The sequence below is a fragment of the Polaribacter sp. Asnod6-C07 genome (genome assembly GCF_045063625.1).
Lineage (GTDB): Bacteria > Bacteroidota > Bacteroidia > Flavobacteriales > Flavobacteriaceae > Polaribacter > Polaribacter vadi_A.
In genome coordinates, this window is record NZ_JBEFOF010000005.1 from 1877390 (window position 1) to 1903238 (window position 25849).

21 protein-coding genes are annotated in these 25849 nt (G+C 29.5%); 11 read left to right on the top strand and 10 right to left on the bottom strand.

Annotated elements, in window-relative coordinates; translation table 11 throughout:
• Positions 1–156: 156 nt before the first annotated feature.
• The 3 genes from ACJJVK_RS07965 to ACJJVK_RS07975 form a co-directional block, all read right to left on the bottom strand.
• Positions 157–762, bottom strand: a complete 606-nt coding sequence (locus ACJJVK_RS07965; RefSeq protein WP_405564961.1) for a hypothetical protein — start codon at positions 760–762, stop codon at positions 157–159.
• Between the two features lie 6 nt (positions 763–768).
• Positions 769–1779: a YHYH protein gene (locus tag ACJJVK_RS07970; RefSeq protein ID WP_405564964.1), complete on the bottom strand. Its 1011-nt coding sequence runs from the start codon at positions 1777–1779 to the stop codon at positions 769–771.
• Between the two features lie 144 nt (positions 1780–1923).
• The gene (locus tag ACJJVK_RS07975) at positions 1924–2787 is read right to left on the bottom strand and encodes an RNA polymerase sigma factor RpoD/SigA (RefSeq protein WP_018942691.1); all 864 of its coding nucleotides are present in this window, start codon (positions 2785–2787) and stop codon (positions 1924–1926) included.
• Between the two features lie 201 nt (positions 2788–2988).
• Here ACJJVK_RS07975 and ACJJVK_RS07980 point away from each other — a divergent pair, with 201 nt between their 5' ends.
• The 3 genes from ACJJVK_RS07980 to ACJJVK_RS07990 are packed head-to-tail and all read left to right on the top strand — an operon-like array spanning position 2989 to position 4596.
• The gene (locus tag ACJJVK_RS07980; RefSeq protein ID WP_405564966.1) at positions 2989–3558 is read left to right on the top strand and encodes an RNA polymerase sigma factor; all 570 of its coding nucleotides are present in this window, start codon (positions 2989–2991) and stop codon (positions 3556–3558) included.
• Positions 3559–3560: 2 nt separating this feature from the next.
• Positions 3561–3746 (top strand): hypothetical protein, encoded by a 186-nt coding sequence (locus ACJJVK_RS07985; protein WP_215993658.1) that lies wholly within the window; start codon positions 3561–3563, stop codon positions 3744–3746.
• A gap of 16 nt (positions 3747–3762) precedes the next feature.
• On the top strand, positions 3763–4596 hold the full coding sequence (locus ACJJVK_RS07990) for a mechanosensitive ion channel family protein (RefSeq protein ID WP_215993657.1): 834 nt from the start codon (positions 3763–3765) through the stop codon (positions 4594–4596).
• A 123-nt stretch (positions 4597–4719) separates the two neighbouring features.
• Here the strand turns inward: ACJJVK_RS07990 and ACJJVK_RS07995 are convergent, their stop codons facing one another.
• The 3 genes from ACJJVK_RS07995 to ACJJVK_RS08005 form a co-directional block, all read right to left on the bottom strand.
• Entirely contained in the window at positions 4720–5334 is a 615-nt protein-coding gene (locus tag ACJJVK_RS07995; protein WP_215993656.1) for a deoxynucleoside kinase, read from the bottom strand.
• A gap of 61 nt (positions 5335–5395) precedes the next feature.
• On the bottom strand, positions 5396–6073 hold the full coding sequence (locus tag ACJJVK_RS08000; RefSeq protein WP_215993655.1) for a response regulator transcription factor: 678 nt from the start codon (positions 6071–6073) through the stop codon (positions 5396–5398).
• Complete coding sequence (locus tag ACJJVK_RS08005; RefSeq protein ID WP_405564971.1) at positions 6066–7739, bottom strand: sensor histidine kinase; 1674 nt, start codon at positions 7737–7739, stop codon at positions 6066–6068. The genes ACJJVK_RS08000 and ACJJVK_RS08005 overlap by 8 nt, the downstream gene beginning before the upstream one ends.
• Before the next feature lie 123 nt (positions 7740–7862).
• On the opposite strand from ACJJVK_RS08005, the gene ACJJVK_RS08010 reads away from it, so the two are divergent.
• The 6 genes from ACJJVK_RS08010 (at position 7863) to gldA (ending at position 14630) form a co-directional block, all read left to right on the top strand.
• Positions 7863–8210 (top strand): hypothetical protein, encoded by a 348-nt coding sequence (locus ACJJVK_RS08010; RefSeq protein ID WP_405564972.1) that lies wholly within the window; start codon positions 7863–7865, stop codon positions 8208–8210.
• A gap of 5 nt (positions 8211–8215) precedes the next feature.
• Positions 8216–9055 (top strand): GLPGLI family protein, encoded by an 840-nt coding sequence (locus ACJJVK_RS08015; RefSeq protein ID WP_215993652.1) that lies wholly within the window; start codon positions 8216–8218, stop codon positions 9053–9055.
• 94 nt (positions 9056–9149) lie between these two features.
• Positions 9150–9986 carry a GLPGLI family protein gene (locus ACJJVK_RS08020; RefSeq protein WP_405568332.1) on the top strand — a complete coding sequence of 279 codons (837 nt, stop codon included), beginning with the start codon at positions 9150–9152 and terminating at the stop codon, positions 9984–9986.
• Between the two features lie 45 nt (positions 9987–10031).
• Positions 10032–12803: a carboxypeptidase regulatory-like domain-containing protein gene (locus ACJJVK_RS08025; RefSeq protein WP_405564974.1), complete on the top strand. Its 2772-nt coding sequence runs from the start codon at positions 10032–10034 to the stop codon at positions 12801–12803.
• Between the two features lie 73 nt (positions 12804–12876).
• The gene (locus ACJJVK_RS08030; RefSeq protein WP_405564975.1) at positions 12877–13647 is read left to right on the top strand and encodes a hypothetical protein; all 771 of its coding nucleotides are present in this window, start codon (positions 12877–12879) and stop codon (positions 13645–13647) included.
• An 89-nt stretch (positions 13648–13736) separates the two neighbouring features.
• Entirely contained in the window at positions 13737–14630 is an 894-nt protein-coding gene (gene gldA, locus ACJJVK_RS08035; protein WP_405564976.1) for a gliding motility-associated ABC transporter ATP-binding subunit GldA, read from the top strand.
• Here the strand turns inward: gldA and ACJJVK_RS08040 are convergent, their stop codons facing one another.
• From ACJJVK_RS08040 to ACJJVK_RS08055, 4 genes are all read right to left on the bottom strand, one after another.
• The gene (locus ACJJVK_RS08040; protein WP_405564977.1) at positions 14631–15284 is read right to left on the bottom strand and encodes an HAD family hydrolase; all 654 of its coding nucleotides are present in this window, start codon (positions 15282–15284) and stop codon (positions 14631–14633) included.
• Complete coding sequence (locus ACJJVK_RS08045; protein WP_405564979.1) at positions 15268–16596, bottom strand: D-arabinono-1,4-lactone oxidase; 1329 nt, start codon at positions 16594–16596, stop codon at positions 15268–15270. The genes ACJJVK_RS08040 and ACJJVK_RS08045 overlap by 17 nt, the downstream gene beginning before the upstream one ends.
• A gap of 152 nt (positions 16597–16748) precedes the next feature.
• Positions 16749–21086, bottom strand: a complete 4338-nt coding sequence (gene dnaE / locus ACJJVK_RS08050) for a DNA polymerase III subunit alpha (protein WP_405568333.1) — start codon at positions 21084–21086, stop codon at positions 16749–16751.
• A 147-nt stretch (positions 21087–21233) separates the two neighbouring features.
• Complete coding sequence (locus ACJJVK_RS08055; RefSeq protein WP_215993646.1) at positions 21234–21680, bottom strand: PA2169 family four-helix-bundle protein; 447 nt, start codon at positions 21678–21680, stop codon at positions 21234–21236.
• A 248-nt stretch (positions 21681–21928) separates the two neighbouring features.
• Here ACJJVK_RS08055 and ACJJVK_RS08060 point away from each other — a divergent pair, with 248 nt between their 5' ends.
• Positions 21929–22672: an outer membrane lipoprotein-sorting protein gene (locus tag ACJJVK_RS08060; RefSeq protein ID WP_215993645.1), complete on the top strand. Its 744-nt coding sequence runs from the start codon at positions 21929–21931 to the stop codon at positions 22670–22672.
• A gap of 71 nt (positions 22673–22743) precedes the next feature.
• Complete coding sequence (locus ACJJVK_RS08065) at positions 22744–25767, top strand: WD40/YVTN/BNR-like repeat-containing protein (protein ID WP_405564981.1); 3024 nt, start codon at positions 22744–22746, stop codon at positions 25765–25767.
• The last annotated feature ends 82 nt before the right edge of the window (positions 25768–25849 follow it).

The window sequence follows — 25849 nt, forward strand, 5'->3', positions numbered from 1 at the left end:
TTTGTGCTTTTTGCAAATATAATGAAATGAGGTATTCATCTGCTAATATTTTGATAAGTTAAAAGTTTTTGATTTTTTATATGAAACAAAAAATCACTCTTTTTTAAGAGTGATTTTAAAGAAAAATTAAGTGAAATATTTTATATAAAAGTATAATTAGATACCGTTTGTTAATAGCTGTTTTCTTTTAATAAAAAGAATAAAACCTATTGTAGATATTACTAATATTCCAAATATTAATAAATATTGATTTTTTAAAAAAGGGCTATTATTTTTTATACCAAAGTCTTTTTTAAAATCATTTTTTTTTGATAAAACAACTTTTTCATTTTTTTTAGGTGATCTCCACCAAAATACAGTTTGTTGATTACCATTTTCTTTAAAAGCATCAATATCAACTTTTAAAGATTCAGTGTTTATAGGATAATTTTTTATATAAAAAAATGCATCAGTCTCATGAGACCCTAATTTTACGGCGCTTAATCCTAGTTCTAAAAGGTTGTTGTTAACACTCAATTTAATTCTAGATTTTAAATAGTCTATAATTAATTTTTCATATTGATCTCTTGATAATTCTTTAAAATCAATAGCGTTATGTTCATTAAGTAATGCTTTTTGTAACCCAGATTGAGTCATGTATATATTTAAAACAGCTTTGTTATTACTTGATGATACTAATTCAACTCTAGATGTTAAAGGATTGTGAGCTTCTAATGAAAAGTAGCTAGAATATAATAGTAAAATTAGAATGAATTTTTTCATAATTAATTACTGAATTTCAAAACTATCTTGCACTGCCACACCTTTTAAACATGGAGGCATATTTGTAACAGCAGTTGTACTAGCAACATAATGATAAACACCATCTGGGTATTCTGTTGTTGCTGCCGTTCTTCCATTACATTCATCAAGGTCGTCTGGCATTTCTGCATATGCATAAATAGGAAATCCATCTTTTGCAAAACCTGCTAAAACTGTACCAGATGTTTGTTCAAACATTGTACATTCTACTTCATCTATGTTGTTGGCAGCTAAAACCTGATTTATAACTTGTGGTATAAAGTGAGCGTGATAGTAACCTGCTGGGTCTGGATGCCCTCCACAAGGATCAATTGAAGGAAAATTAATTTCCTCAATTTCACTTATATCTTGAGTACCAAACATTGCTGGACCAAAAACAGCAGATGGTGGGTCTCCAGTTAAGGGAGTACCATCAATAGAAAAGCCTAAATTTTCAACTTCATCTATATCCGTACTAGAACTAGCTAATTTAGGTACAACAGGTACAGTAAAAACAAAGTTTAAATCGGCATCATATGCTAAAGCTAAACAATTAGAAGTACCACTATTATTATTACTATAAACAAGGCCAGTATCATCTTCAACAATATTCCATCCATCAGCTTCCATATCTTCAAGTAAATCTCTAGAAATGTTTCTTAATCCTGGGTTTGTTTCTCCATCATATACAGCAATCCCTCCAATGTCATCAATGGTTTCTGGACAAAACGGACCTAATTCTCCATCAATAGCATCTCCAGAAAAAGTTATTTGATAGCAATCTGCAGTTGTACCATCTTCTAATCTAGCTTCAACTAATTCAATAGAAATAAGGCTACTGGTATTAAAATATGATTCTGCTATAATTGATGATTCACTAGTTGTGGTTTCATCTTCCTCCTCATCATAGCTGTCATTATTACAATTTAGAAAAGAAAAAGTAGACAACAAAATCAAAACAAGTATGGGTAACTTAATAATATTTTTTTTTTGTTTCATGGTATAATAATTTAGTTTATAAAATATTTAGATGATATATCTCTTAAAAACTTGTGCTTATATTATTTAGAATTTTAATTAAAAAATAAAACTCTCAGATTTTTTCTGAGAGTTTTATTTTTACTTTTTTAGTACATTTGAAATCTAGCCTAAATAAGTCATTAAAATTTTAGATCTAGAAGTGTGTTTTAATCTTCTGATTGCTTTTTCTTTAATTTGACGAACACGTTCTCTTGTTAAATCGAAAGTTTCACCAATTTCTTCTAAAGTCATTGGTTGGTGCTCACCTAAACCAAAGTATAGTTTTACAACATCTGCTTCTCTAGGAGTAAGCGTTTCTAATGCTCTGTTAATTTCTATTCTTAAAGATTCATGTAATAAGACTCTATCTGGGTTTGGAGACTCACCAGAGTTTAAAACGTCGTATAAATTAGAATCTTCACCTTCTATTAAAGGTGCATCCATAGATACGTGACGTCCAGAATTTTTCATAGATTCTTTAACGTCATTAACTGTCATGTCTAATTTCTTAGCAATTTCTTCTGCAGAAGGAGGACGCTCGTTTTCTTGTTCTAAGAAAGCGTACATTTTATTAATTTTATTAATAGAACCAATTTTGTTTAATGGTAAACGTACAATTCTAGATTGTTCTGCTAAAGCTTGTAAGATTGATTGACGAATCCACCAAACAGCATAAGAGATAAATTTAAAACCACGTGTTTCATCGAAACGTTTTGCAGCTTTAATTAAACCTAGATTACCTTCGTTAATTAAATCTGGTAACGTTAATCCTTGATTTTGATATTGTTTTGCAACAGATACAACAAATCTTAAATTGGCTTTTGTTAGTTTTTCTAATGCTCTTTGATCACCAGCTTTAATTAGCTGTGCCAATTCTACTTCTTCATCTGCAGTAATTAAATCTACTTTACCTATTTCTTGTAAATATTTGTCTAGGGATGCAGTTTCTCTATTAGTAACCTGCTTGGTAATTTTAAGTTGTCTCATCTAATTCTCTCTGACTTTTTAAAGGATTAATGTATTGCTACAACTTATTATACGTAACAATTATTGTAAATGTTACAAAATGTTTCATTTTTTTTTAAAAGTGTAAAAAGACACGTTCAACGTGTTAAAATTGCGGACTAACTTTTTTTAAAAAATAGTTGTGACTTATTGTTTTTTTTTGTGTCTAAAAGGTAATTAGTATTGAAAACAAGTATAGTTAACAAATTAACAGACGAAGAATTGGTCTTTAAAATAGTAGAAACAAACAACTCTCAGTTGTTTGCTATTTTATATGATAGATTCTCTAAAGTTGTTTATAACAAGTGTTATGGCTTTGCCAAAAGTAAAGAAGAAGCAGAAGATTTAACACATGATGTTTTTATTAGATTGTTTGTAAAGTTGAAAACGTTTAAAGGCAATTCTAAGTTTTCTACTTGGTTGTATTCTTTTACATATAATTTTTGTGTGAATTATGTACAAAGAAATACTCATAAGAAAAAAGAAAAAGTTACTGTGGTTACAGATGTAATTAAAGATGATAATGTATCTGAAGAAATTGATGATGCTGCATTATTTGAATTAAAGTCAGATAAATTAGCTAAGGCTCTAGATTTAATGGACCCCAAAGATAAAATGATTCTTTTAATGAAATATCAAGATGATATGAGCATTAAAGAAATTAAAGAGGCTTTAGGTATTGGAGAAAGTGCAGTAAAAATGAGAATTAAAAGAGCAAAACAAAAAGTGGTAAGTATTTACGGAGAACTATAAATATGGGGAATCCTTTTAAAAAAATATTACATCATCATGAAGTGCCAGATGTACTTAAAGAAAAAGTACTGAATGACATTAATATGATTAAGCTAACAATTGATGTTGCTGATTTGTTTTTGGTGAAATACCCAAATACAATTGGCAATATTTTGGGTGCTATACATCAAAAAAAAGAAGATAAATAACTAATTATACAACAAAATGAACGCTTTACAAATAGCCCTACAATCTGATTTCGATTTTAGTTTTTTACAAAACCTTTGGTACAATTTTGTGAACTTTTTACCTCAATTATTAAAAGGGCTTGCTTTTTTAATTATTGGATGGCTTTTTATTAAATTTATTTTATACATCATAAAAAAGGCATTAGGGCTTACAAATATAGATGCTTTACCAGAAAAATTAAATGTAGATGAAATTTTTGGCAATACTTCTATTAAAATTCAACCTACAAAAATTATCATTACAACTATAAAATGGATACTAATCTTTATTTTTATAATTGTAGCTTCTGAGTTGTTAGGTTTAAAAATGGTTTCTGAGCAGTTAGGTAATTTAATTGCTTATTTACCAAAACTAATAAGTGCTTTACTAATTTTTGCTGTTGGTATTTATATTGCAAACATGGTAAAAAAGGCAGTTTCGAGTATGTTTACTTCTTTAGAACTTACTGGAGGCAGCTTAGTTGGAAATATTATTTTTTACATAATTGCAGTAATAGTAAGTGTTACAGCGTTAAACCAAGCTGGTATAAACACAGATTTGATTACTAACAATTTATCTATTATATTTGCATCGATTTTGGCAGCTTTTACAATCTCTTTTGGTTTAGGCTCTAGAGATATAATAAAAAGACTTTTATTCGGTTATTACTCTAGAAAGAACTTAAAAATAGGTAGTAAAATAAAAACTGAAAATTTTGAAGGAATTATTGAGTCAATTGATAATATTTCAGTAATTTTAAAGGTCGAAAATAAAACGATAATTATTCCTGTTAAGGAAATAGTAGATAACAAGATTGAAGTGTTGCATTAGCATCACTTAAAATCTGATAGAAAGTTGGGGGACTATCTATCATGCGTGAGTTAATCACAAAAAAAGAGACCGTTTTTAACGGTCTCTTTACTTTTATATAAATCTAATATTTATTCTGTTTTCTTAAAAAAGGCCATTTATTTGAGCATCTATTCTGTCTATTATATAACCTAAATCTTCTTGGTTAGTAACAAAATCTAAATTATCTACATCTATTACTAAAAGTTTACCTTTTGTATAAGTAGAAATCCAAGCTTCATAACGTTCATTAAGTCTGCTTAAATAATCGATACTTATAGAGTTTTCGTAATCTCTACCACGTTTGTGAATCTGCCCTACTAAAGTTGATATGTCTGCACGTAAATAAATTAATAAATCTGGTGGCTGTACTAAGTTTTCCATCAACTCAAATAAAGAACTATAATTGCTATAATCTCTATTAGTCATTAAACCCATTGCATGTAAATTCGGTGCAAAAATATGAGCATCTTCGTAAATAGTTCTATCTTGAATAATGTTTTTACCTGTTTCTCTTAATTCTAAGATTTGGCGAAAACGACTATTTAAAAAGTAAACTTGTAAATTAAACGACCAACGTTCCATTTCTCCGTAAAAATCATCTAAGTAAGGATTTTCATCTACAGACTCAAAATGAGGTTTCCAATTAAAATGTTTGGCTAAAAGTTTGGTTAGCGTGGTTTTACCTGCGCCTATATTTCCTGCAATTGCAACGTGCATATATTGTGTTCTAAAATATTAAAAAGAGCTACAAAAGTAAAAAAATATAACTTTAAATTTGTTAACAAATCAATTTATATCCAAAACCTCTAACATTTAAAATTTGAATGTTAAGATCTTGTTTTAACTTTTTTCTGAGTTTGCTTATAAACACATCCATACTTCTGGCATTAAAAAAATCGTCATTACCCCATAATTTGTTCAGAATAAAAGTTCTATCTAAAACTTCGTTTTTCTTTTCAAATAAATAAAAAAGTAATTCGGCTTCTCTGTGTGTTAAGGTTTCTACAGTATTAGAATTTGTTAATGTTTGTTTGGTGAAATTAAAAATATATTCGCCAATTTTAATGGTTTCTACATTTGTTTTTAATTCAATTCTATTTAGTAATGCCTTAATTCTAACAATAAGCTCTTCCATAGAAAAGGGTTTTTTTAAATAATCGTTACCACCAATCGTAAAACCCTCTAAAACATCGCTAGTTTGCGATTTTGCTGTTAAAAATATAATAGGAATACTTTTGTTTTCTTGCCTAATTTCTTGAGCTAAAGTAAATCCATCTTTTTTGGGCATCATAACATCTAATACTAAAATATCTGGCTCTTCTTTTTGATAAATTTGATAAGCTTCTTCGCCATTTTCTGCATGATAAACTACAAAATTTCTAGTTTCTAAACTTTCTTTTACAATCATTCCTAAACTAGCTTCATCTTCAGCTAAAAGCACTTTTATTTTAGACATTGGGTATGGTGATTTTAAAAATGGTTTGTTTTTTATCAGAAGAAAGCGTAATACTTCCTGTATGTTTTTCGATGATTTTTTTACAATAATACAGTCCAATTCCAAAGCCTTTTACATCGTGCGTATTTCCTTTTGGCACTCTGTAGAATTTATCAAAAATCTTTTCTTGTTGATTTTTTTCAATTCCATTACCATCATCAGCAATTGTTATTTCTGTTGAGTTGAGAATTGAATTTATATTGATGTCTATTGTGTTTCCACCATATTTTATAGCATTATCAATAAGGTTAGAAATTACATTTTCAAAATGAAAAACATCTACATTTACATAATTAGGTTGTAAGTTCCACGAAAAATGTAGCTCTTTTTTATTGGCTAATAATTGGTGTTTTTTTACTAGTTTTTCTGTCATTTCAACTACATCAACAGTTTCTTTTTTTAGTATTAATTGTTCGCTATCTAAAGTAGCTGTTTCTAATAATTTTTCTACCATTTGATGTAGTTTTTTTAATTGTACAGAAGACATTGCCAAATATCTTTGAGTTTTTTCTTTATCATCTAAAACATTAAAACTTTCTATAGCTTCTATGGCTGTAGATACTGTAGCTATTGGTGTTTTAAATTCATGAGTAATATTGCTAATTAAATCGTTTTTTATTGCAGCTAATTCTTTTTGTTGATTAATGATTTTTAGTAAATAGAACAAACAAGAAATAATTAATAAAGACAAAATTAACGATAGAAAAATGCCTCCAAAACTTCTTTTTAGAGCTTCGTAATTTGGGTTGCTATAATATAATTTATAAGATTGGTTGTTTTTTAAATAGGTAGATTTTGAGTTTGCTGAAAAATTTTTATCGACTAAAGTGGTGTCTTTGGTTTTTTTAAAAATGGTGTCTTTTTTTAAATGATGAAAACTTGTTTTTAAGTAAATGCCTTTAGTATTTAATTGATTTTCTATTAAAGAATCAATTTTATTATAATCTAAAGATTGATCTAAAAACGAAATAAAGATGGGTTTTAAATTAGTTTTTAGTTTTAAACTATCTGCAGCTGCTTTTCCTTTAAAATATTTTACTGAAGTTTTGTTGCCATTTTCATCAAAATGAATTCCATTTTTATCATCTGTAAATTGGGTAAATGATTTGATTTTATCAATGTTATATTTTTTTAATTTAATAGAGTCTACTTTGTTGAGTTTGCCTGTTTTTTTGCTAACAACATCATATAAAATAGAATCTTGTTTGTTGTTTAAATTATTTATCAATTCTTTGGTGTCTAACATCATAGAATCTATTTTTTCTTGAGAAAAATTTTCATCCGAAGAAATTTGAATGCTATTAATGGTAAATTTTGGTTTTTCGTTCTCTTTAGAATTTGAGCTTTTTTTTATTTTTGAAATTATAGAATCGAAAGATTTATTGCTCTTAATTTTTACAGTTTGCTTATTATCAGTATCGTTATTAATAATAGTTAAAAAGTTGCTTTTTGCCAGAGTAGAATAATACTCTTCTATAGCATTGTCTAAACTTAATTGAATTTCATTAGCAACTCTTTGCTTGTTTTCTTGGTAATTTTTTAAATTCCAATAAAACTGAACCCCAATTGTAGTAATAATTGTGGTGGCTATTAAATAAAAAATCCATTTGTATTTTTTGGTATTCATATTACAAATATAAGTTGTAATTGCTATAAATCTAGTTGGTTAACACTCGTTAACACTTGTTAACCTAAATAACAAGAGATCATTATCATCTTTGTAGTGAACAATAATTCAAAATAATTTATTATGAAAAAAGTCCTTTTATTGGTAGCAATCTTATCATCATTATTTAGTTTTTCGCAAGAGAATGATAATAAAGAAATAAATGTAAAGGTGAGTAAAGTAGCTTTTGAGGTAAATTCTCCAGAAGAATTAGAATCTAAAGATTGGGAGGATGTAAAAAAAGTATTTAGTAAAAATACTGAAAATGAAAAAATAGAAATGAGCTTTACTTTAAGTTATCCAGAATCTAAATACAAAATTAAAAGCTCTATAAAGGTAGGAGGAGAATCTAGAAATATTGACTCTTTAATCTTAAAATCAAAAAAAGGAATACAATCTATAATAAAATTATCAACACCTTATAAAAACTAAATATTATGAAAACTTTTATCACAGCATTTACACTTTTGTTAGTTTGTACATTACAAGCACAAAATTTTACAGGAAAAGCGATTTATAAAACGAGTCAGAAATCGAACTTTAAAATGAATAATGAAAAAGGTGTAGATGATAAAATGCAAGAAGAGTTAAGAAAAAGAATTCAGAAAATGTATCAAAAGACCTTTATTTTAGAATTCGATAAAACAACTTCTACCTACAAAGAAGATATAAAATTAGAAGAACCAAAGCCACAAGTTGGGGGTAATAATGTTGTTGTAATGTCTTTTGGAGGTTCTGGAGCAGCAAGTGTGTATTATAAAAACATTCAAGAAAAAAGATTTGCAAATCAAACAGAAATAATGGGTAAAGTGTTTTTGGTAAAAGACTCTTTACCAAAATACGATTGGCAAATGACTACAGAAACAAAAAACATTGGTCAGTATACATGTTATAAAGCTACTTATACAGAAGAAGTAGAAAGTAAAAAAATAAGCATTGTTAACGGAGAAACAAAAGAAGATGTAAAAAAAGAAACTAAAGTAACTACTGCTTGGTATACCTTGCAAGTGCCAATTAATAATGGACCAGATAATTACCAAGGTTTGCCTGGTTTAATTTTAGAAATTAACGATGGTAAAAGAATGATTGTTTGTACTGAGATCGTTTTAAATCCGTCAGAAAAAATAACCATTCAAGAACCAGCAAAAGGTAAGGTTGTTAACCAAAACAAGTTTGATGAAATTCAGGAACAAAAATCTAAAGAAATGATGGAGAAATTTAAAAGTAGAAATGGTTTTGATATGGGAAATGGAGTTCAAGTAAAAATAGGAGGCTAGAGGTGTTAAAGTTTTCCCAACAGCTTTAAACTTTTAAACCTTTTTTAAGTCATACTGAACATATAACCGATATTTTTACAAAAAAATAAAAATGATGAAATCAGTATTTACTTTCTTATTAGTTTTAGCAACTAATATTTTATTTTCTCAAAACGACTTTCAAGGTAAAGCAACCTACATGTCTAAAACTACTATGGATATGAGTAGGTTTGAAGGAAGAAGTGAGCAAGAGAAAAAGCAAATTATGGCTCGTATGAAAAATTTTTTAGAAAAAACATACACCTTAAGTTTTAACAAAACAGAATCTGAATTTAAAGAGAATGTAAAATTAGATGCTCCTGGAGGAACTTCTGGTAGAAGATTTGGAGCAAGTAATGGAAAAGGTGCTATTTACAAAAACCTTAAAGAAAAAGAAATGATTGAAGATGTTGAAATGTTTAGTAAACGTTTTTTAATTGTTGAGGATATGGAACAACCAAAATGGGAGTTAAGTTCAGAAACTAAAAAAATTGGTCAATATACTTGTTACAAAGCAACTTTAGTAAAAGTAGATACAAGTGTAGATTTTGCTAGTATTTTTGGTAGAAGAGGTAGAAGAGGTGCAGATAATGCAGATAAAAAGGAAGAAGAAAAAGAACCAGAAGTTAGAACTTTAGAAGTTACAGCTTGGTATTCTCCACAAATACCTATTAGCTCTGGTCCAGATTCTTATTATGGTTTACCAGGTTTAATTTTAGAATTAAATACGGGTAGAACTACAATGTTATGTACAGAAATTGTATTAAACCCTTCTGAAGCATTAGAAATTGATAAACCTAAAAAAGGTAAAAAAGTAGATAGAGAAGAATACAACAAAATTGTTAAAGTTAAAACAGACGAATTAAAAGAGCGCTTTCAAAATGGAGGTGGTAGAGGAGGAAGAAGATTCTAATCTTCTTTTAGTAACTTTTTTTAATCAAATTCAAACAAATCAAACATGAAAAAAATATTATTATTCACCATTTTAATGGTGTCATGGGTTTCTACAGCCCAAATTACCCTAAGAGGTGTTGTCAAAGATTCTATTGGTGAACCTTTAGAAATGGCAAATGTTATTGCTATAGATAATGTTGCAAAAACAATTAGCTCTTTTGGCTTTACAGATTCAAGTGGAAGTTTTAAATTAGATTTAAAACGTAATACTACTTATAATGTAAAAATTAGTTATGTAGGTTTTAAAGAAATTAGCGAAACTGTACAAACAAAAGAAGAAAGTATTGTAAAAAACTACACAATGTTCGAAGATAATATGCTAGATGGTATTAATATTGTTGCTAAAATGCCAGTAACTATTAAAGGAGATACCATAGTTTATAATGCAGATTCTTTTAAAAATGGTTCTGAACGTAAGTTAAAAGATGTTCTAGATAAGTTACCTGGAGTAGAAATTAATGATGATGGACAAATAGAAGTAGAAGGTAAAGCTGTAGAAAAAATAATGATAGATGGTAAAGAGTTTTTTAGTGGAGATACTAAATTAGCTACAGAAAATATACCATCTAATGCAGTAGATAAAATTCAGGTTTTAAGAAATTATGGTGATGTTAGTCAATTAAGTGGTGTACAAAACAACCAAGATAGAGTTGCCATCAATATAAAATTAAAAGAGGGTAAAAAGAACTTTTGGTTTGGAGATGTTTTAGCAGGTGCAGGAGACTCACCAGATACAGGTTTGTATTTATTTCAGCCAAAATTATTTTATTACACTCCTAAATATACCATCAATATTATTGGTGATGTAAATAATATGGGAGAAGTTGTACTAAGCAGAAGAGATGCAAGAAGCTTTGGTGGTAGTTTTCAGAGCCAAAGTCCATCTAATGGTACAAACATTAACATTGCAGATGCAGGTATTGGTTTTTTAAATGCAAGCACTAGAAATGCAAACAGAATAGAAACTAAGTTAGCTGCTTTAAACTTTTCATACTCTCCTAATCCTAAATTAGATTTAAGCGGATTTTTAATTTGGTCTGGTAATTCTAATGGACAAAGAAATATTAATACTATAGACTATATAGATCCAGATACTCCAGACGATGTTGTAGATAATAGTACAAACCAAACTAGTAATAATGGCTTGTTTAGATTTAGTACTATCTATAAAAAGAACATCAATAATCAATTAAACTACAATGTTTCTGGTCGTTTTTCTAATGAGTTTAGAACAGATAATGTAAATTCTGTAGTTTTAAGTGATATTGTTGAAACAGAAAAAGCAACACCTTATACTATTAATCAAGATTTTAGCTACTTTTATACAGCAAATGAAAAAAACATTTTTGCTTTAGAAGTGCAACATTTATTACAAGACGAAGATCCGTTTTATTTGGCTTCTTTAGAAAATGATCCTTTTAATAATAACCCAACTAACGACGAAGATTTAGAAGACTCAGAAGATGGTTTTGATGATACTGCATTTACCTTAGGTTTAGACAGATCTAATTTGTACTACAATTTAGAACAAGACAGACGTGTAAAAACAAATCAAGTAGATGCTAAATTAGATTATTACTATATTTTAAATGATAAGAGTAATTTAAACTTTGTAACTGGTACTATATTAAGTTCTCAGAATTATGACTCTCGTTTTTTCCAGATTTTAGATGATGGTTCAGAAGTAGACCCAACTCCAGCTATTGCAGGAATTGATAGTTCTGAAACTACAAATGATACTGAGTACAATTTTACAGATATTTATGCAGGTTTAAGATACCGTTTAAAAACAGGGATTTTTACAATAACTCCTGGGTTTACAGTACACTCTTACAACTCTAACAATACACAATATGGTTCAGAAACTTTTAAAGATACTTTCTTTAAAGTTTTACCAGAATTCGAAACGATTGCTCAGTTTAAAAGCAGTGAGAGTTTAACTTTTACTTATAAACAAGAAGTAAACTTTACAGATGTAAATCAAATTGCAAGAGGTATTGTTGCAAATAGTTATAGTTCTTATTTTGCAGGTAATGCAGATTTAATAAATGCTAGTTTTCATAATGTTAGCTTATTTTATAGAAGCTTTAATTTATTTAATAACAGTAGTGTATTTGCAAGAGTTAACTATAGAAAAACAATAGATCAAGTAAACTCAAATACAATTTTCGAAGACAATTCTGTAGTTTCTAGTAGTACAAGTATTAACTCACCTTTCGATAATGAGAGCTTTACTGCATTTGCAAGATTAAGCAAAACAATCAGAAAAATTACAGCAAGAATTGGTGGTAACTTTTCTTTTAACAAAAGCTATCAATTCATCAACTCTTTAGAGAATACAAACGAAAACGTATCAAGAGGATTTAATACAAGAATTGGTACTAATTTTAGAAAAGCACCAAACGTTAGTTTGTCTTATAATTTAACTTATAACGATCAAGTAAACAGTGCAAGAACAGAAGATATTAATACTGTAACACATGCACCAGCAATTAATTTTGATGCGTATATCTGGAACTCTTTAACGCTAACATCAGATTTTACTTTTAATGAAGTTAGGCAAGAAGGTAGTAAACAAAGTTCTTTTAATATCTGGAATGCTAAGTTAGCCTACAGAAAAGATAAAGATGCTAAAATGGAATATGAATTAGTAGGTAGTAACTTATTAGGTACTGGTTCAGAAACTTCTGTTGGGCAAAGTATTATTTCATTTAATGTAAATGAAAGATTTATTATGCCAAGATTTATCAGCTTAAGATTGCGTTACCAACTATAACAAAATATTTTATTTATTTTTAAATGGCTCTTTTTTAGAGCCATTTTTTATTTAGTTTATTTACTTTTACAGTATGAGTTTATTAGCAACAAAATCATCTTTATACGCTACTTTTAAAAGTTTAGGATTACTGTATTTATTTATTGCTTATGGTCTTTTTTTAGACGGATTTTACATTTTTAGCAAAACAGATAATGCACAATTATATGCAAATATCAGTATGCTTTTGGTTTTTCCAATTGTGTATTTTAAGGTAAATAAAAGATCTAGAGAACACCTAATTGCTGGAGTTTTAATCGGTTTTTTTGGTGAGTATCTTTTCTCTGTTTTACTGGGGATGTATACTTACAGACTAGAAAATGTGCCACATTATATTCCTTTTGGGCACGCTTTAGTGTATTTAGCGGTTTTGTATTTTTCTAAGGCAGCCTCAATCATTAAACACAGAAAAAAGATTGAAACATTTTTAGCTATTTTTATCTTTATTTATGCAATCGTTTTTCTAATTTTTAGGTTTGATGTTTTCGGTTTTGTAATGACAATGGCAACCTTATATATTTTAAGGAACAAGCCAAGAGAACGTTTGTTTTATTTAACAATGTACGTTTCTGTTGCCTATTTAGAGATTATAGGTACAAGCCTTTTATGTTGGGAATGGCCACCAATTGCTTGGGATGTTATTCCGTTTTTACCAAGCCATAATCCACCAAGTGGAATTAGTTTATTCTATTTTTTATTAGATTTAGGTTGTTTGTGGGTGTATAAAAAACGTTATAAAATAACTTGGTTAAGAATGAAAAACATCAGAAAAATACGTGAGAATAAAACTGTTGTTACAAACTAATTTTGAACTAAATTCGTTATCAATAATGTAAGTTCGAGTAAATTTTTAAGAACTTTAAATTTCTTTCGAGAATTAATTTAAATAAACTAATGTCGATAAAAGTAGCATCAGTAACAAAAACATATAAAACTCAAAAAGCTTTAAATAATATTTCTTTTTCTGCGGATAAAGGTCAAATTATTGGTTTTTTAGGTCCAAATGGGGCAGGAAAATCAACAATGATGAAAATTTTAACGGGCTTTATAAAACCGAATTCTGGTGAAGTTTTGGTTGATGAAATAGATGTTTTAAAAAATCCATTAGCAGCACAAAAAACTATTGGTTATTTGCCAGAACATAACCCTTTGTATGCTGATATGTATGTGCGTGAATATTTACAATTTCAAGCAGCAATTTTTAAGGTTGATAAAAATCAAATAGAAACTTGTATCGAAAAAGTTGGTTTAACAGCAGAAGCACATAAAAAAATACATCAATTATCTAAAGGATATCAGCAAAGAGTAGGTTTGGCTGCAGCCATTTTACACAATCCTTCTGTTTTAATTTTAGATGAACCAACAACAGGTTTAGATCCTAATCAATTAGTAGAAATTAGAGCTTTAATTTCTGAATTAGGTAAAGAAAAAACAGTGCTATTTTCTACACATATTATGCAAGAGGTAGAAGCTGTTTGCGATAGAGTTATCATCATAAAAAAAGGAGAAATATTAGTAGATAAAAACCTCGCAGATTTAAAAGAAAATAATCAACAAACTATTATTGTAACTTTCGATTACAAGATAGAAGAGCAATTTATAAATCGATTGCCAAATGTAGTTTCTTATAAAAATAACTACGACAATACTTGGTATATAACTTTTGAAAGTGATGAAGATATGAGGCCAAAAATCTTTGATTTTGCTCAAGAAAATGGATTGAAAATATTAGGTTTAAATACCGAAAATAAGAATTTAGAAACCTTGTTCAGAGAAGTAACTCAATAATTATTTTACTAAATATTGATAAGCTTCTAACAAAGTAGGAAAAACCAAAATGCTACCAGCTTCTTTTAATTCAGCTTCAGAGTATTGAGTTAAAATTCCTATAGGATTCATACCTGCTGCCTTTGCTGCCTTTGTACCTGTTAAACTATCTTCAAAAACCCAAAGATCTTTAAACTCTTCTTTTTTAAACCCTAAGGCTTTTGCTAGCGTTTTATATGCTTCAGGGTCTGGTTTTGGTTTTTCATAATCTTGTACACCAAAAACAGTTTTAAAATTTAAGTTTAAATGATGAATGCTGTTCTTTAAAAACTGTTTAGTTGCGTTACTTGCAATTCCATAAGGAATGTTTTCTTCGGATAACAAATCTGTAAATTCATGAACACCAGGTAATAATTCAGGAATTGTAAAATACTTGTCTAAATGTTCATCTTTTAAATGATATAGTTCTTCAGTTTGATGTTCTTTACCAATTACACTACAAAAATATTCAGCAATAATTAAAGGTGTTTTACCTGTATGAATTTTAGGAAAAGGAGCAATTTCTTTATTAAATAATTCTTTAAAAGCAGAAGTCCAAGCAGAATAATGGCTGTTAAAACTATTTACAATAACTCCATCAAAATCGAATAAAAATCCTTTAGGCTGCAGTTTCATTTACAAGTGTTTTAGCGGCTACTAATTTAGTTAAATATGGATTTAAAAACTTGTTAGTTGGGTCTAATTTTTCTCGAATTTCTTTAAAAGCATCCCATTTTGGGTAAATTTTAGATAATTGAGCATTTTTAGCAGAAAAACGTTTACCCCAATGAGGTCTGCCTCCGTGTTTTAAAAAAATTTTTTCTATACTTTTAAACGCTTCATAAGTATCTGCAGTTGCAGCATTTCTAGAAACACATCCCATAGTTACTGTATCATGCCCATAAGCATAACTTAACCAAGATTTATCTTGATATACAAAACGTACATCCATAGGTATGTGGATAAAAGATTTGTTGCTCCATTTGTTGATTTCTGTTTTTAATTCATTAAAAACTTCTGGAAATTTGTCTAAAGCAATTGTCCATTCTGCCAATTCTAAAGTAGATCCTCTAGACTTAGTAACTGTAGCTTGGTATAATGTGCCTTTGTGCTCTTTCTTAGCGCTGAAAAAAGCTTTTGCTAATATTTTGTTTGCGATTGAAGTAATCCAAGGAAATTTGTGAGAATATTTATATAAAAATTTAGAAGTGTTTCTTCTATGTTTTAAATAATTTGGTCCTTTATTTTCAGTAATTTCTTTTTTAGGATCAATTTTATCACCAGTAATTACATAGCCTTTATCTGTATGAGGTAGCCATAGTATTCTTAAAAAGTCATGCTCTTTTAATCTGCTTTTTATTTTTGGTAACCATTCACTATCGCTTTCTGGCCTTTCTTTTACATGAAGTGTATAAGCAGGCTCACATTGAAAAGTAATGGTAGACATTACACCTAACATACCTAAAGAAACACGAACTGCATCTATTAAACTGTCTTGTTCAGTAATTTTTTTTATGCTACCATCTGCAAGAACCAAATTACATTCAGTCATGTATTCGCATAATAATTTTCCACTTGTACCATGTGTTCCTGTTGCTAAAGCTCCACCAATGGTAATGGTATTAATATCTGGTAAACAAGGTATACACCAGCCTACAGATTCTATAGCTTCTAACAACTCACTTAGTATTAAACCAGACTGAACTGTTATTGTTTTTTTGTTGTAATCATATGAAACAATTTTGTTATAGTTTGTCATATCAATCAAAACATCTGTACCAGCAGCAATATCTGCAGAAGATTGTTTGCTTCCAAAAAAACGTATCTTTTCGTTGTTTGCTATTACTTCTTTCAGTTCATCTTCAGTAGTAATATCAAACTTTGTTGTGTAGTTATACTTTAAATTTCCATTCCAGCTAACCCAGGTACCGTTATTTTTTTGTTTCATAAAATATTACTTTCGTTAAACAAAACTACAAAATAAACGATTTATAACAGCTTTTAAAATGATAAAAATAATAAAATGAATTTTTGATAAATAAAAAGAACTATTTCATCATATTGATAAAAATAGCAATCATAATACAAGAATATGTTATTTTAATTCAACTTATAGTTAATTTGTTGGTTTTGAAGTGTAGCTAACAATTCATTAGAAACATTAACTTTTGTGTTTCTACTTGGTAAGTTTACTTCAATTTTTTCTTTAGCATCCCAAATAGTAAACTTTAAAGACTGCTTACCACCATTTGTTCTAAGAATTCTCTGTAGGTTAGTAATGGTTTCTTCAGTTATATCATCCACAGAAATTTTAATAGTTAATTTTTTACACAACTCATCCATAATATCGTGTAATAATTTCATTTCTGTAAATTTTAACCTTGGTTCGCCAGTTACACCTTCTTTGTTTGTCCAGCCAGGTTGAATTGTTGCACGCACAAATAAGAAAGAATTTGGTACTAAAAAGTGTTTCATTTTTAAGTAATCTTCACCAAAAATTCTAAACTCATTGCTATCTCCATAATCTTCTATAGTAAACATTGCCCATCCTTTACCAGCTTTAGAAACTCTGTGTTGCACATCTGTAATTATACCTGCAAAAGATAAATTCATACCCACATATTTGGCTAAATCTTCTTTAAAATATTTTAATGAAGCATTACAGAAAATCATTTCATTTTTAAAATCATCTAGAGGATGTGCAGAAATATAAATACCAATTACTTCTTTTTCTTGTGATAAAAGTTCCATGGTTCCCCAAGTTTCACACTCAGGAATATCTGGTTCAGGAAACTGAACTGTAGACGCTTCTCCAAACATAGAAACCTGAGCAGAATTTTTGTTTTCTTGATATTTACTACCAAATTTCATGGCACGTTCTAAGAAAGTTAATCCTTTTTCATCAGTTGCAAAATATTGCGCTCTGTGTGTATCTGTAAAAGAATCGAATGCGCCAGCTTTAATTAAACTATCAAAAGATTTTTTGTTAGCGGCTCTTAAATCTACACGTTTTGCTAAATCAAAGATAGAAGTATAATTTCCGTTTTCTGTACGCTCTTTAATTATGGCTCTTACAGCAGCAGCACCAACACCTTTAACAGCAGCCATTCCAAAACGAACAGCTCCATCTTTATTTACTGAGAATTTTAAATAAGATTCATTTAAATCTGGTCCTAAAACTTCTAACCCCATTCGTTTACATTCTTCCATAAAGAAAGAAACAGCTTTAATATCTTTCATATTATTAGAAAGTACAGAAGCCATATATTCTGCAGGATAATGAGCCTTTAAATACGCAGTTTGATAAGCAATCCAAGCATAACAAGTAGAGTGAGATTTATTGAAGGCATAACTTGCAAAGGCTTCCCAGTCTTTCCATATTTTTTCTAGTTTTTCTTCATCATGACCATTTTTACCTGCTTGCTCAATAAACTTAGGTTTCATTTTATCAAGTACAGCAATCTGCTTTTTACCCATGGCTTTACGTAAAACATCAGCTTCACCTTTGGTAAAATCTGCTAGTTTTTGCGAGAGTAACATTACCTGCTCTTGGTAAACCGTAATTCCGTAAGTTTCTGCCAAATACTCTTCCATTGCTGGTAAATCGTACTCAATATCTTCTGTTCCGTGTTTTCTGTTGATAAAACTCGGAATATATTCCATTGGTCCAGGTCTGTACAATGCATTCATGGCAATTAAATCTGCAAAAACGGTTGGCTTTAAAGAGCGCATGTGTTTTTGCATTCCTGGAGATTCATATTGAAAAATACCTACAGTTTCTCCTCTTTGGAATAATTCATAAGTTTTTTCATCATCTAAAGGAAAATTTTCAGGATCTAAATCAACATCGTGTTTTGCTTTAACAATTTTTACGGTGTCTTTTATTAAAGTCAATGTTTTTAATCCTAAGAAATCCATTTTTAACAAACCTGCAGATTCTACTACAGAGTTGTCAAATTGGGTAACATACATGTCAGAATCCTTTGCCAAAGCAACAGGAACGTAGTTGGTAATATCACCTGGAGTAATAATCACACCACAAGCATGTATACCTGTGTTTCTAACTGAACCTTCTAAAATTGTGGCTTTATTAATGGTTTCAGAAATAAGATCTGAACCAAAAGACATATTTTTAAGTTCTTCTACTAATTGCTTTTCTTCTGCACGTAAACCATCAACTTTACCTTTACTTTTTGGGTCATCACCAAAAATATTTTTTAGTTTAATTCCAGGAATTAATTTAGCAATTCTATCTGCTTCAAAAAGAGGTAAATCTAAAACTCGGGCTGTATCTCTAATCGAAGATTTTGCAGCCATTGTTCCGTAAGTAATAATTTGTGCAACTTGATTTGCTCCATATTTATCAATTACATAATCCATAACTCTTCCACGACCTTCATCATCAAAATCAATATCGATATCTGGCATAGAAACACGCTCAGGATTTAAGAAACGCTCAAAAAGTAAATCGTATTTAATAGGGTCAATATTTGTAATCCAAAGACAATATGCAACTACAGAACCAGCTGCAGAACCACGTCCAGGACCAACAGCAACATCCATTTTTCTAGCCTCGCGAATAAAATCTTCCACAATTAAAAAGTAACCAGGATAACCCGTTTTTTCGATTACTTCTAATTCAAAATCTAAACGCTCTTTTATGGATGCTGTAATTTCTCCATATCTTATTTTTGCACCTTCAAAGGTTAGGTGTTTTAAGAAGTTATTTTCACCACGTTTTCCTCCATCTTCATCATCTTTTGCATCTTTAAACTTTTCTGGAATATCAAAAGCAGGTAATAAAACGTCTCTTGCTAAAGTGAAAATTTCAATTTTATCTACAATTTCTTGAATGTTGATAATCGCTTCTGGCAAGTCTGCAAAAAGCGTTTTCATTTCATCTGAAGACTTAAAATAATATTCTTCGTTTGGCAAACCATATCTGTAACCACGACCTTTTCCTTTTGGTGTAGCTTGTTTTTCGCCATCTTTTACACACAATAAAATATCGTGGGCGTTTGCATCTTTTTTCTCTAAATAGAAAGTGTTGTTTGTTGCAACAATTTTAATATCATGATTTTTAGAGAATTTTAATAAGGTTTCATTTACAATATTCTCATCTTGTTGATTATGGCGCATCAACTCAATGTAAAAATCATCTTTGAATTCTTCTTTCCACCAAAGCAAAGCTTCTTCAGCTTGTTTTTCACCAAGATTTAGAATTTTACTTGGTACTTCTCCATATAAATTACCAGTTAAAACAATGATATCATCTTTATATTTTTTGATGATTTCTCTATCAATTCTTGGTACATAATAAAATCCATCAACAAAAGCAATGGAAGACATTTTTGCCAAATTATGATACCCTTTTTTGTTTTTTGCCAACAAAACAACTTGGTAGCCATTGTCTTTCTGAGATTTGTTTTTATGATCTTCACACACATTAAACTCACAACCAATAATTGGTTTTATTGGGTTTTCTGCGTTTTTATTATGGTTTAAAATGGCGCTTACAAAATGAAAGGAAGCCATCATATTTGCAGTATCTGTCATTGCAATGGCTGGCATATTATCTTTTGCAGCCGCTTTTACAATGTTACCAATTTGCATAGTAGATTGTAAAACAGAATATTGTGTGTGGTTGTGTAAATGTGCAAATTGTACATCTTTTAATTCTGCTAAACCTTCTGATGTAGATTTGGTTTCTTTAACGTCTTTTAATTTCTCTAAACGTTTACGAATCTTATCACTCTCTTTTTTTAGGTTGATGTGTTTTAAACCAATTACTTGTATTGGCTTAGGATTCGCTTCAGAAAAGTTTTTAAAATAATCAGCATTAACATCTAATTGTTCTTTGGTAAATTCTCTTAATCGAATTAATTCTAAGAAACAACGTGTTGTAGCCTCAACATCTGCAGTGGCATTGTGTGCTTCTCCAAAGCCAACACCAAACAAATGATTGTGTAATTCTGTTAAAGTTGGTAATTTAAATTTACCTCCTCTACCACCAGGAATTTGACACATTGTAGCTGTTTTTTCTGTACAAGTATCTAAAAGTGGTAGTTTTGTTAAATTGTTTTCTACACCTAATCTATGAAATTCACATCCCATAATATTAATATCGAAACCAACATTTTGCCCAACTATAAACTTTGTTTTTTTAAGAGCTTCGTTAAAAAGAGCTAAACCTTTGTCTAGTTTAATACCTTGTTCATCTGCTAATTCAGTAGAAATTCCGTGAATTCTCTCTGCATCATAAGGAATATTAAAACCTTCTGGCTGAATTAAAAAATCGTTATGTTCTAATACATTACCCATTTCGTCATGCAATTGCCATGCAATTTGAATACACCTTGGCCAGTTGTCTGTGTCTGTAATTGGTGCATTCCAACTTTTGGGTAAACCAGTGGTTTCAGTATCAAAAATTAAGTACATAAATGATTTTTTTTTGCTCATTATTTTGGAGGGTTAAATGTACGAAATAAAGGAAGTTTTAAGGTTAAAAAGTAAAGAGACTTATCAACAAAAAAAGTCAACCCAATTAAGGATTGACTTTCTAAAATTAATTCAAATAATTTATTTTTATGCTAATTCTTCTTCTACCATTAAGCTGTTAATTGCTGATTGAATTTGCTGTTTTTGAGCTTCTAATAATTTTCTAGTTGATGGTGCAAATGCATCTTCTTCTAAAATCTCAGTGTATTCATTATAACTAACTTGCTCACCTCTAATAGCTTCTTCTAAAATTGCTTCTTCATCATTAGAACTAAATAAAGATTTTAAAGACATCCAGTTTCTGTGCATTGTACCTTGAAATGTACCAGTTTCTTCTGGTATTTGCCCATAAGATAATATTTCTGTTCTTAAGTTTTTAGCAAAATCACTTCGTTCTGAGGCTCTATTTTTAAAGAAAATTTTCAATCGAGAACTATCTACATTTTCGGCGGCATTTAAATACCCTTTTTCAGCATCATAATTCTTTTCTAATAATTCGTTTAATTTGTTCGAAATTTTTTCTGTGTACTTCATTGTGTCATTTTCATTTTAAATTCCAATAAATTATTTTGAGATGCGTATTGTTTCACATCTTATTGCTGATACAAATTTAAATAAGCTTTAAGACTGTTATTGATGCATAAGGTTTCGATTTTAACTCATTTGATTTTTAGTTTTTATTTAAGAATTATGCTGTTGTTTTTTAAATTGAATTAAAATATTTGTAACATTTTCGTAAATTGGCATACATATAAAAGAACTTTTAATTAAAATATTTAAAAATGAAAAAATTACTATTAGTAGCTGTTATGTTTTTAGGACTTGTTGCTAACGCGCAAACAGCAGATGAAATTTTAGCTACTTACTATGAAAACATTGGCGGAATTGAAAACCTTAAGAAAATTAAAGGTCTTAAAATGACAGCTTCTGTTAATCAACAAGGAATGGAGATTCCTTTAGAAATTTATCAAATGGCTGATGGTAAACAAATGTCTGTTATTAATTTTCAAGGAAAAGAAATTAAACAAGGTGTTTTTGATGGTGAAACATTATGGGGTCATAACTTTATGACAATGAAAGCTGAAAAAAGCGATGCAGAAGCTACAGCAAATATGAAGTTAGATATGAATGATTTTCCTGATGCATTTATTGATTATAAAGAAAAAGGTTATAAAGTAGAATTATTAGGTAAAGAAACGATTGATGGTGCAGAAACTTTTAAAATCAAATTAACAAAAGAACCTGTTACTATTGATGGTAAAAAAGAAGATAGCATTACGTATTACTTTTTTGATACCGAAAATTTTGTACCAATTGCAATACAATCAGAAATAAAATCTGGACCAGGTAAAGGTATGATGTCAGAAATTACGATGAGTGATTACCAAGAAGTAGAAGGTTTATATTTTCCTTTTTCTATGACACAAGGTGTAAAAGGTCAGCCAGGTGCTCCATTAACTATTACTAAAATCGAGCTAAATCCAACAGTTGATGCAGCTTTATTCGCTTTTCCTGAAGAAAAGTAATCATCATAAAATACTACAAAAATCCTCAAATTAAATTTGGGGATTTTTTTTAATCACTAAAACCAAACAAAATGAAAAAACAACTTTTATTAGTGGCTGTTCTACTTTTATCTTTTTCTATAAAGGTTGATGCGCAAAGTAAAAACACAAAAGGAAAGCAATTATTTGGAGATTTAACTGCAAGGCATATTGGGCCAGCTCTAATGAGTGGTAGAATTAATGATTTAGAAAATCACCCAACAAATAATAGAATTATTTACGCAGGAACTGCAGGTGGAGGTGTATGGAAATCGAATGATGGAGGTGTAACTTTTAATCCTATTTTTGATGATTATTGTCAATCTATTGGTGCAGTAGAAGTAGATCCTAACGATCCTGATAATACAATTTATGTAGGTACAGGAGAAACATGGACAAGAAATAGTGTTTCTTATGGAGATGGTTTGTATAAAACTGTTGATGGTGGTGTTACTTGGGATAAAATAGGTTTCGAAAACTCAGATCGTATTGCAAACATAATCGTTAATCCAAAGAATTCTAATGAAATTTATGTAGGTGTTTTAGGTGCTTTATGGGGAGATAGTGAAGAAAGAGGTGTTTATAAATCTTCTGATGCAGGTAAAACTTGGGATAAAATTTTATATACCAATCAAAAAACGGGTTGTGCAGATTTAACTATGGATCCTAATAATCCAAATATTTTATACGCTTCTATGTGGGAGTTTAGAAGAACTGGTTGGTCTTTTGAATCTGGAGGTAAAGATAGTGCACTCTACAAATCTATTGATGGAGGTACAACTTGGAATAAAATTCATAACGGATTTCCAGAAGGTAGTTTAGGTAGATTAGCAATTGCAGTTGCACCTTCTGATTCAAATATTCTTTACACAGTTATTGAAGCAGAAAAAAACGAAAGAAAAGGATTGTATAGAAGCGATGATGCTGGAGCAAACTGGAAACAATTAAATAATGATTTTGGTATTACAGTGCGTCCTTTTTACTTTTCTAGAATTGTGGTAGATCCTAAAAATCCTGATGTAGTTGTAAAAGGAGGTTTAAGTGGTTCTATTTCTAGAGATGGAGGAAAAACGTTTAAAAACTTAGGTAATATGCACAGTGATATTCATGATATTACTTTTGATATTCATAATTCTGATAGAATGTACGCAGGTACAGATGGCGGGGTTTATCGTTCTTTAAATGGAGGTACAACTATGGAAATTGTAGAGAATTTACCTATTTCTCAATTCTATCAAGTTAGTGTAGACGATGCAGAACCTTATAATATTTATGGTGGTTTACAAGATAATGGTTCTTGGTATGGACCTTCTTCTTCACCTGGAGGAATAGAAGCAAGAGACTGGAACTCTATTGGTGCAGGAGATGGTTTTAGAGTGTTAAAACATCCAACAAAAAATATCATTTACTCAGAAATGCAAGGAGCAGAAAATGTTTGGAGATATGATGTAGATGCAAAAAGAGTAAAAACCATTCAGCCTTTACCACAAAAAGGTTTTGAAAAATTCCGTTTTAATTGGAATGCACCTATGGCTATAAGTGCACATCAACCCAATCGTTTTTATATGGGAAGTCAGTATGTTCACAAATCTGAAGATATGGGAGATACTTGGACAATTATTTCACCAGATTTAACGACGAATGATCCTTTAAAACAAGACCAAAGTAATTCTGGAGGATTATCTATGGATAACTCAGGAGCAGAAAATCATACTACAATTTTTACAATAGCAGAATCTACTTTAGATGAAAATATAATTTGGGTAGGTACAGATGATGGTAATGTACAAGTAACACAAGATGGAGGGGAAACTTGGACAAATACTATTGCAAATGTGCCAGATTTACCTAAAAATACGTGGACATATCATATAGAAGCAAGTGTTTTTAATAAAGGTACAGCTTATGTTGTTTTTGATGGACATACTATGAATGATATGAAGCCATATACCTACAAAACAACAGATTTTGGAAAAACTTGGACAAGTATTATTACTAGTGATGTTGTTGGTTCTGTTAGAAATATTCAAGAAGATTATGTAAACCCTGATTTATTATTTTTAGGTACAGAATTCGGTTTATACATTACGATTAATGGAGGTAAAAACTGGATAAAATTTACAAATAATATGCCTGCAGTAGCTGTGCATTTTATTGAGTTACAGAAACAAACTAACGATTTAGTAATGGGAACGCATGGTAGAGGAATTATTATTATTGATGATATATCTCCATTAAGAGAAATTAATGAAGAGGTTTTAAAAGAGAAAGTACATTTCTTTACATCAAAACCAACTGTAATTTTCGAAGAAGGCAGTTTTGCAGGAAGTTTTGGAGCAGAAACTCAGTTTGTAGGTGCAAACCCAAGCAGAGCTGCACAAATAAAATATCATTTAAGCAGACGTCATACTTTTGGTAAAATGACTTTAGAAATTCAAGATGATAATGGAAAAGTAATTAGCAAATTAGGTCCTGGAAAATCTAAAGGAATAAACATTGTAAACTGGAATTATAGATTAAAAAACCCAAAAGTAGCAAAAGGTAAAACGTTTAGTTTTGGTGGATTTACTTCGCCTTTAGTAGAAGCAGGTACTTATAATGTGGTTTTAAAGAAAGGTAAAGATACTTTTACGCAGAAGATAGAGTTAATCTACGATCCTAAATCAAATTTATCAGCATCAGATAGAGAAATGAAACACAATACCACAATGAAAATGTATAATATGACAGAAGAATTGGCATATATGGTATATGAGTTAGATGCAATATTGGAAAAAGCAGAAACGCTTAATAAGAAAAAAATCGTAGAAAAGTTAACAGCATTAAAGAAAACTTTGGTAATTACAACTGGAGACAATTATGTAGGCTCAGCAGAACCTCAATTAAGAGAAAAAATGTCTGATTTATACAGTAAAATTGCTACTAGTTATGATAAACCTTCAAACTCTGAATTAGAGAGTTTATCTATAATTGAAGAACGATTTGATACTGCAAAAGTAGATTATCAAAAAATAAAAAAGAAAGTAAAATTCTTAGATGAGTTAAATTTAAAGTCTTTCGAAGAATTTATAAAATAATTTTATGTTAAAAAATATCATTAATTTATAGGTTATTAGTGATTTAGTATCAAAAAAAGTTAGTATTTTTGCGCCCACTTAT